The sequence below is a fragment of the Streptomyces sp. NPDC059895 genome (assembly GCF_042731035.1).
Lineage (GTDB): Bacteria > Actinomycetota > Actinomycetes > Streptomycetales > Streptomycetaceae > Streptomyces.
The window spans coordinates 62,355-69,412 of the sequence record NZ_JBHWKO010000044.1 but is presented as its reverse complement, the minus strand read 5'-3'; the positions used below and the strand labels follow the sequence as shown (position 1 = coordinate 69,412).

General features: G+C 72.5%; 5 protein-coding genes. 1 reads left to right on the top strand and 4 read right to left on the bottom strand.

The annotated features are described in order from the left end of the window. The 4 genes from ACFV9M_RS33980 to ACFV9M_RS33965 all read right to left on the bottom strand — a co-directional run. Positions 1-163 (bottom strand): flavodoxin-dependent (E)-4-hydroxy-3-methylbut-2-enyl-diphosphate synthase (locus ACFV9M_RS33980; RefSeq protein WP_351004190.1); only part of this gene is annotated, 163 nt, incomplete at its 3' end. 191 nt (positions 164-354) lie between these two features. Further along, positions 355-1,647, bottom strand: a complete 1,293-nt coding sequence (locus tag ACFV9M_RS33975; RefSeq protein ID WP_385074980.1) for a M50 family metallopeptidase — start codon at positions 1,645-1,647, stop codon at positions 355-357. An 11-nt stretch (positions 1,648-1,658) separates the two neighbouring features. Continuing rightward, complete coding sequence (dxr, locus tag ACFV9M_RS33970) at positions 1,659-2,918, bottom strand: 1-deoxy-D-xylulose-5-phosphate reductoisomerase (protein WP_385074951.1); 1,260 nt, start codon at positions 2,916-2,918, stop codon at positions 1,659-1,661. Positions 2,919-3,542: 624 nt separating this feature from the next. After that, positions 3,543-5,495: an acyl-CoA dehydrogenase family protein gene (locus tag ACFV9M_RS33965; RefSeq protein ID WP_385074949.1), complete on the bottom strand. Its 1,953-nt coding sequence runs from the start codon at positions 5,493-5,495 to the stop codon at positions 3,543-3,545. 538 nt (positions 5,496-6,033) lie between these two features. Here ACFV9M_RS33965 and ACFV9M_RS33960 point away from each other — a divergent pair. After that, positions 6,034-7,047 carry a LacI family DNA-binding transcriptional regulator gene (locus tag ACFV9M_RS33960; RefSeq protein WP_385074946.1) on the top strand — a complete coding sequence of 338 codons (1,014 nt, stop codon included), beginning with the start codon at positions 6,034-6,036 and terminating at the stop codon, positions 7,045-7,047. Positions 7,048-7,058: the final 11 nt, after the last annotated feature.

The window sequence follows — 7,058 nt, the reverse complement described above, 5'->3', positions numbered from 1 at the left end:
GGAGCGTGGCACCGATGTCGGACGTACGGGTCGTCGTCATCGACTGCACGGACACCGGGGCGTCCCCGCCGACCGCCACGGAGCCGACCTGGATCTGCCGGCTCTTCCGGCGCTCGGCGAGCTTGGTCGGAACGGACGGCATGCCGAGAGAAATCGCAGTCATCTGCTGTGCAACCCCAAGTCGTGGATCAAGGTCCGGTCCCGTGAGCAGCGGGCTCCGGGCTTCGAGATTACGGCACGGGCACTGGCCGGAGCACATCCCGCCGGTCAAACCCACTCGATGGGGAACCACGGGGCCGGGACGGCGAACGGCCGGGCACCCAGGGTGCCCGGCCGTCGGGGAACGGTGCGTGGCTAGGAGATTCTGACGGGGTTGACCACGTCCGCGATCAGCACCAGGATCGTGAAGCAGATGAAGATCCCGGCGACCACGTAGGCCACCGGCATCAGCTTCGCCACGTCGAACGGGCCGGGGTCCGGGCGGCGCAGCACCTTCGCGAGGTGGCGTCGCAGGGATTCCCAGAGGGCGCCCGCGATGTGGCCGCCGTCGAGCGGCAGCAGCGGGAGCATGTTGAACAGGAACAGGGACAGGTTGAAGCCCGCGACCAGCATCAACGCCATGGCGAGCTGCTGGGTGGGCGGGATGTCCAGGGTGAAGATCTCGCCGCCGACGCGGGCCGCGCCGACCACGCCCATGGGCGAGTCCGGCTCGCGGGGGGCGCCGTCGAAGGCCGCGTTCCACAGGGCCGGGATCTTGCCGGGCAGGGTCGCGATGGAGTCGACGGCCTCGCCGATGCGGTCGCCCATCCAGGTCAGGGACTCACCGAAGTCCTGCCGGACGATGCCGGTGGCCGCGCTGAAGCCGAGGAAGCCGGCGGTGACGTACTCGCCCTGCACGATCTGGCCGTCGGCGTCCTTCTTCGCCACCTGGTTGGTGGCGATCGTCGCCTGGAGGGTGAGGTCCTTGCCGTCGCGTTCGACGACGAGGGGGACGGTCTTGTCGGGGTTGCCGCGGATGAGGTCGGACAGCTTGTTCCAGTCGTCCGTGCGGACGCCGGCGAAGGAGACGATCTTGTCGCCGGCCTTCAGGCCCGCGGCCGCGGCCGGGGACGCCGGGTCCTTCGCGGTGCAGTCGTCGCGGTTCTCGCTCTGCTTGATGACGCACTGGGAGACGGAGCTGACCGTGGTGGTCTGCTGGGAGATGCCGAAGCCCATCAGGACGGTGAGGAACAGTCCCACCGCGAGGACCAGGTTCATGAACGGGCCCGCGAACATCACGATGACCCGCTTCCACGGCTTGCGCGTGTAGAAGAGGCGGGTCTCGTCGCCCGGCTGGAGCTCCTCGAACGCGGCGGAGCGGGCGTCCTCGATCATGCCGCGCCAGGGCGAGGTGGAGCGGGCGGTGATCCGGCCGTCGTCGCCCGGCGGGAACATGCCGATCATGCGGATGTAGCCGCCGAAGGGGATGGCCTTGACGCCGTACTCGGTCTCGCCCTTGCGGCGCGAGAACAGGGTCGGGCCGAAGCCGACCATGTACTGCGGCACGCGGATGCCGAAGAGCTTGGCCGTGGACAGATGCCCCAGCTCGTGCCAGGCGATCGAGAACAGCAGGCCGATCGCGAAGACGACTATGCCGAGGATCATCATCAAGGACGTCATCAACGCGCCTCCGCGGTCGTCGTCTGTGCTGTCAGTTCCCGGGACCGGGCCCGTGCCCAGGTCTCCGCTTCGAGGACGTCCGACACGGTCAGTGAAGTTCCCGTGACGGGCGTGCCGTGCTCCTCGACCACCCGCGTCACCGTCTCCATGATCCCGTTGAACGGCAGTGCGCCACGGCGGAACGCCTCCACGCACTCCTCGTTGGCGGCATTGAACACCGCCGGGGCCGTCCCCGCGAGTTCCCCCACGTGCCGGGCGAGGCGGACCGAGGGGAAGGCCTCTTCGTCGAGCGGGAAGAACTCCCACGTCGACGCCTTGCTCCAGTCGAAGGCGGGCGCCGCGTCGGGCACCCGCTCGGGCCAGCCCAGGCCGATGGCGATGGGCCCGCGCATGTCGGGGGGCGTCGCCTGCGCCAGGGTCGATCCGTCCGTGAACTCCACCATCGAGTGGACATACGACTGGGGGTGCACGACGACCTCGATGCGGTCGAAGGGAATGTCGTAGAGCAGGTGCGCCTCGATGACCTCCAGGCCCTTGTTGACGAGGGTCGCGGAGTTGATCGTGATCACCGGGCCCATGGCCCAGGTGGGGTGGGCGAGGGCGTCCTCGACGGTGACGTGCGCCAGTTCCTCCCTCGTCCGGCCGCGGAAGGGGCCGCCGGAGGCGGTGACGACGAGCTTGCGCACGTCGGCGCGGGTGCCGGCGGCGAGCGCCTGGAAGAGGGCCGCGTGCTCGGAGTCGACCGGGATGATCTGGCCGGGCTTGGCGAGCGCCTTGACCAGCGGGCCGCCGACGATGAGCGACTCCTTGTTGGCGAGCGCGAGGGTGCGGCCCGCCTCCAGGGCGGCGAGGGTCGGGGCGAGGCCGATGGAGCCGGTGATGCCGTTCAGGACGGTGTGGCAGCCGGAGGCCGCCAGCAGGGTGGCCGCCTCGGGCCCGGCGAGGATCTCGGGCAGCGGCTCGCCGGTGCCGTACTCCGAGGTGAGCGCCTCGCGCAGGGCCGGGACGACGTCCTCGCGGGCCACCGCGACGGTCCGTACCCGCAGCCGGCGGGCCTGCTCGGCGAGGAGCGCGACCCGGCCGCCGTTGGCGGACAGGCCGGTCACCCGGAAGCGGTGCGGGTTGCGCAGCACGAGGTCGACGGCCTGGGTGCCGATCGATCCGGTGGAGCCGAGGATCACCACGTCCTTGGGGCCGTCGCCCGCGACGGGGTCGTAGACGAGGTGCGGGTCGGCGAGTGGGGCTGGACTGTCGCTCATTCCCCCATTGTGGCCGGAACGGCTGTGCCGGTGGACAGGGTGTCCCCCGGCAAGGTGCGGCGCCCGCCCGCGCCGGACGGCGCACGGGGCGCGCGCAGGCGCGGGACGGGGCGTGGAGCACGCGGGCGGGAGGGGTGCGGGGCGGCCGCGCGAGGCGGGGGAGCGCGGGGCGCTCCCCGGCGACGGGGGCGGGAGTCCGTCGCCGGACGCGGGGGCGGGAGTCCGTCGCCGGACGCGGGGGCGGGAGTCCGTCGCCGGACGCAGGCCCGGGAGGCACCGCCGGACGCAGGCCCAGGAGGCGCCGCCGGACGCAGGCCCAGGAGTCCGTCGCCGGACACGGGCCCAGGAGGCGCCGCCGGACACGGGCCCAGGAGGCACCGCCGGACGCAGGCCCAGGAGTCCGTCGCCGGACAGGAGGCACCGCCGGACGCGGACCCGAAAGGCGCCGCCGGGCCGTCCGGCCTCACGCGGCCGGAAAGCACCCCCGGGCCCGGAAGCCCACCACCGGACACAGGCCCCGGCCCCGGCAGCACCACCGCGCGGTCCGGCCGTACTCGGCCGGGCCGCACACGGCCGGGCCGGACGCCGACCCCGGCAGCGCCGTCGGGCGGTGCGGCGGCCGGGTCACCTGATCGGGCGGTGGACGTTCTCCCGGGCGCTCGGGCCGGGTGTCGCGTCGGCGATCCACGGGCCGTCGCCCGAGGGGTCGACGACACCGTGCTCCAGCCACTCGTACGTCCCGGCGAGGACGCCCTTGACGACCTTGCGGTCCAGGTCGTCGCTGTTGGCCCACAGGCGGGTGAAGAGGGCGTCCACCCGCAGCCGGGCCTGCCGGCAGAAGGCGTCGGCGAGCTGGTAGGCCTCGCGGCCGTGCTCGCCGCGGGAGCGCAGCATCTCGGCGCGCACACAGGCCGCGCTCATCGCGAAGAGCTCCGCGCCGATGTCGACGATCCGGCCGAGGAAGCCCTGCTTGGTCTCCATCCGGCCCTGCCAGCGGGACATGGCGTAGAAGGTGGAGCGGGCGAGCTTGCGGGCGTGGCGCTCGACGAAGCGCAGATGCGGGGAGAGGTCGACGCCGTGCCGGAACTCGGCGTACGAGGTCGGAAGCTGGCCCGGTCCGGCCACCAGCCTGGGCAGCCACTTGGCGTAGAAGACTCCCGCGTTCGCGCCCGCCCTGGCCTTGTCCGGGAGGGACTTGTCGGGGTCGATGAGGTCGCCGGCGACGGAGAGGTGGGCGTCGACGGCCTCGCGGGCGATCAGCAGGTGCATGATCTCCGTGGAGCCCTCGAAGATGCGGTTGATGCGCAGGTCGCGCAGGAGCTGCTCGGCGGGGACCGCGCGCTCGCCGCGGGCGGCGAGGGACTCGGCGGTCTCGAAGCCGCGGCCGCCGCGGATCTGGACCAGCTCGTCGGCGATCAGACAGGCCATCTCGGAGCCGTAGAGCTTGGCGAGGGCGGCCTCGATGCGGATGTCGTTGCGGTCCTCGTCGGCCATCTGGGACGAGAGGTCGACGACCGCCTCCAGGGCGAAGGTGGTGGCCGCGATGAAACTGATCTTGGAGCCGACGGCCTCGTGCAGGGCGACCGGCTTGCCCCACTGCTCACGGACGGCCGACCACTCGCGGGCGATCTTCAGGGACCATTTCCCGGCGCCGACGCACATGGCGGGCAGGGAGAGCCGGCCGGTGTTGAGTGTCGTCAGGGCGATCTTGAGCCCGGCGCCCTCGGGGCCGATGCGGTGGGCGGCGGGGACGCGGACCCGGTGGAAGCGGGTGACGCCGTTCTCCAGGCCGCGCAGGCCCATGAAGGCGTTGCGGTGCTCGACGGTGACGCCCTCGGAGGCGGTCTCGACGACGAAGGCGGTGATGCCGCCCCGGTGGCCCTCGGACTTCGGCACCCGGGCCATGACGACCAGGAGGTCGGCGACGACGCCGTTGGTCGTCCACAGCTTGACCCCGTCGAGGACGTAGTCGTCGCCGTCCGGGACGGCGGTGGTGGCGAGGCGGGCGGGGTCGGAGCCGACGTCGGGCTCGGTCAGCAGGAAGGCCGAGATGTCGGTGCGGGCGCAGCGCGGCAGGAAGTGGTCCTTCTGCTCCTGGGTGCCGAACATCTTCAGCGGCTGCGGTACGCCGATCGACTGGTGGGCGGAGAGCAGCGCGCCGAGCGCCGGGTTCGCGGAGCCGACCAGGGCGAGGGCCTTGTTGTAGTAGACCTGCGTCAGGCCGAGGCCGCCGTACCTGGGCTCGATCTTCATGCCGAGGGCGCCGAGCTCCTTGAGGCCGTTGACGGTCTCGTCGGGGATGCGGGCCTCGCGTTCGATGCGGGCCGAGTCGACGTTCGTCTCGCAGAAGTCCCGCAGCTTGGCGAGGAAGGCCTCGCCGCGCCGGGCGGCCTCGTCGGCCGGCAGGGGGTGGGGGTGGATGAGGTCGAGCCGGAAGCGGCCCAGGAACAGTTCCTTGGCGAAGCTCGGCTTGCGCCATTGCTGTTCCCGCGCGGCCTCCGCCACCTGGCGGGCCTCACGTTCGGTGACGGAGGGCCGGGACGGAGACGGGGAGGGGGTGGAGGGTGGTGCGGACATGAGGCTCACCTCGCCGCGAATCGGGATCAGGGACCTTTTTGGTTACCGACGGGTGCTACCCGATCGTTGGTACCCGATCCGGGGCAACCCCACCACCCCTCGCGCGCCGTCCGGCCGCCGGAGACCGCTCGGGGTCCGGCTTCCCGGGCGGCTATTTGCAGGGCCTTCGTGTCCCGGCGGACGGGTGCGCCGGTGTTGCCCCGGGGAGCCTTCCGGGGGACCGTTCGGGTACCACGCTCCCCCGCCGCCGGGCGGTCCACGGGACAGCCGGAGGGTCCGCGGGACAGCCGGGGGACGGTCCGCTCCCCCGCCGCCGGGCGGTCCACGGGACAGCCGGCGGACGGTCCGCTCCCCCGCCGCCGGGCGGCCCGCGGAGCCGTCGGCCGCCGCTCGGATCTCCGTCGGCGGAGATTGCTGTCGAAGCGCTTCGACAGCCTATGGACACCCACCCCCGCTAGAGCTACTGTCGAACCACCCTCACCCGCCCCTGTTCGCACTGCGCACTGTCGAAGCGCTTCACAAAAGCTTGGAGAGCTGGATGGTCACCCTCGCCGAGGTCGCCCAGCACGCCGGAGTCTCGGCGAGCACGGTGAGCTATGTCCTCAGCGGCAAGCGGTCCATCTCCGCGACCACCCGGCAGCGGGTCGAGCAGAGCATCCGCCTCCTCGGCTACCACCCGAACGCGGGCGCCCGCGCCCTGGCCAGCAGCAGGTCCAACATCATCGCGCTGATGATCCCGCTGCGCACCGACATGTACGTGCCGGTGATGATGGAGATCGCCATCGCGGTCGCCACCACGGCCCGCACCCACGGCTACGACGTCCTGCTGCTGACCGGCGAGGAGGGTCCCGACGCCGTCCGCCGGGTCACCGGCAGCGGGCTCGCCGACGCGATGATCCTGATGGACGTCCAGCTCGACGACGAGCGGCTGCCGCTGCTGCGGGGCACCGACCAGCCGTCCGTCCTGATCGGACTGCCCGCCGACACCACCGGACTGACCTGCGTCGATCTGGACTGGAGCGCGACGGGCGCGCTGAGCGTGGAGCACCTGGCGACGCTCGGCCACCGCGACATCGCCGTCATCGGCGAGGCCCCCGCCGTCTACGAGCGGCACACCGGCTTCGCCGAGCGCACCCTCGACGGACTGCGGTCCCGTTCACGGGAGCTGGGGGTGCGGCTGCTGCACCGGCCCTGCGAGGGCGGGTACGACGCGATGGCCGTGACCCTCGCCCGGATCCTCGACGAACGCCCCGGCACGACCGGGTTCGTCGTCCAGAACGAGTCGGCGGTCGAACCGCTGCTCGCGCTGCTGCGCCAGCAGGGCAGGGCCGTGCCCGAGGACGTGTCGGTGGTCGCGATCTGCCCCGAGCAGGTCGCCGTCCAGGCCTCGGTGCGGCTGACGTCGGCCGCCATCCCCGCGCCGGACATGGGACGGCACGCCGTGGAACACCTCGTCGCCAAGCTCGACGGCCGGGGCGAGGACGAAGTGGTGCTGCTGGCACCCGAGTTGACGGTCCGGGCGAGCACCGGCCCGGCGCCGGCCGCCTCCTGACGAACCCCTTC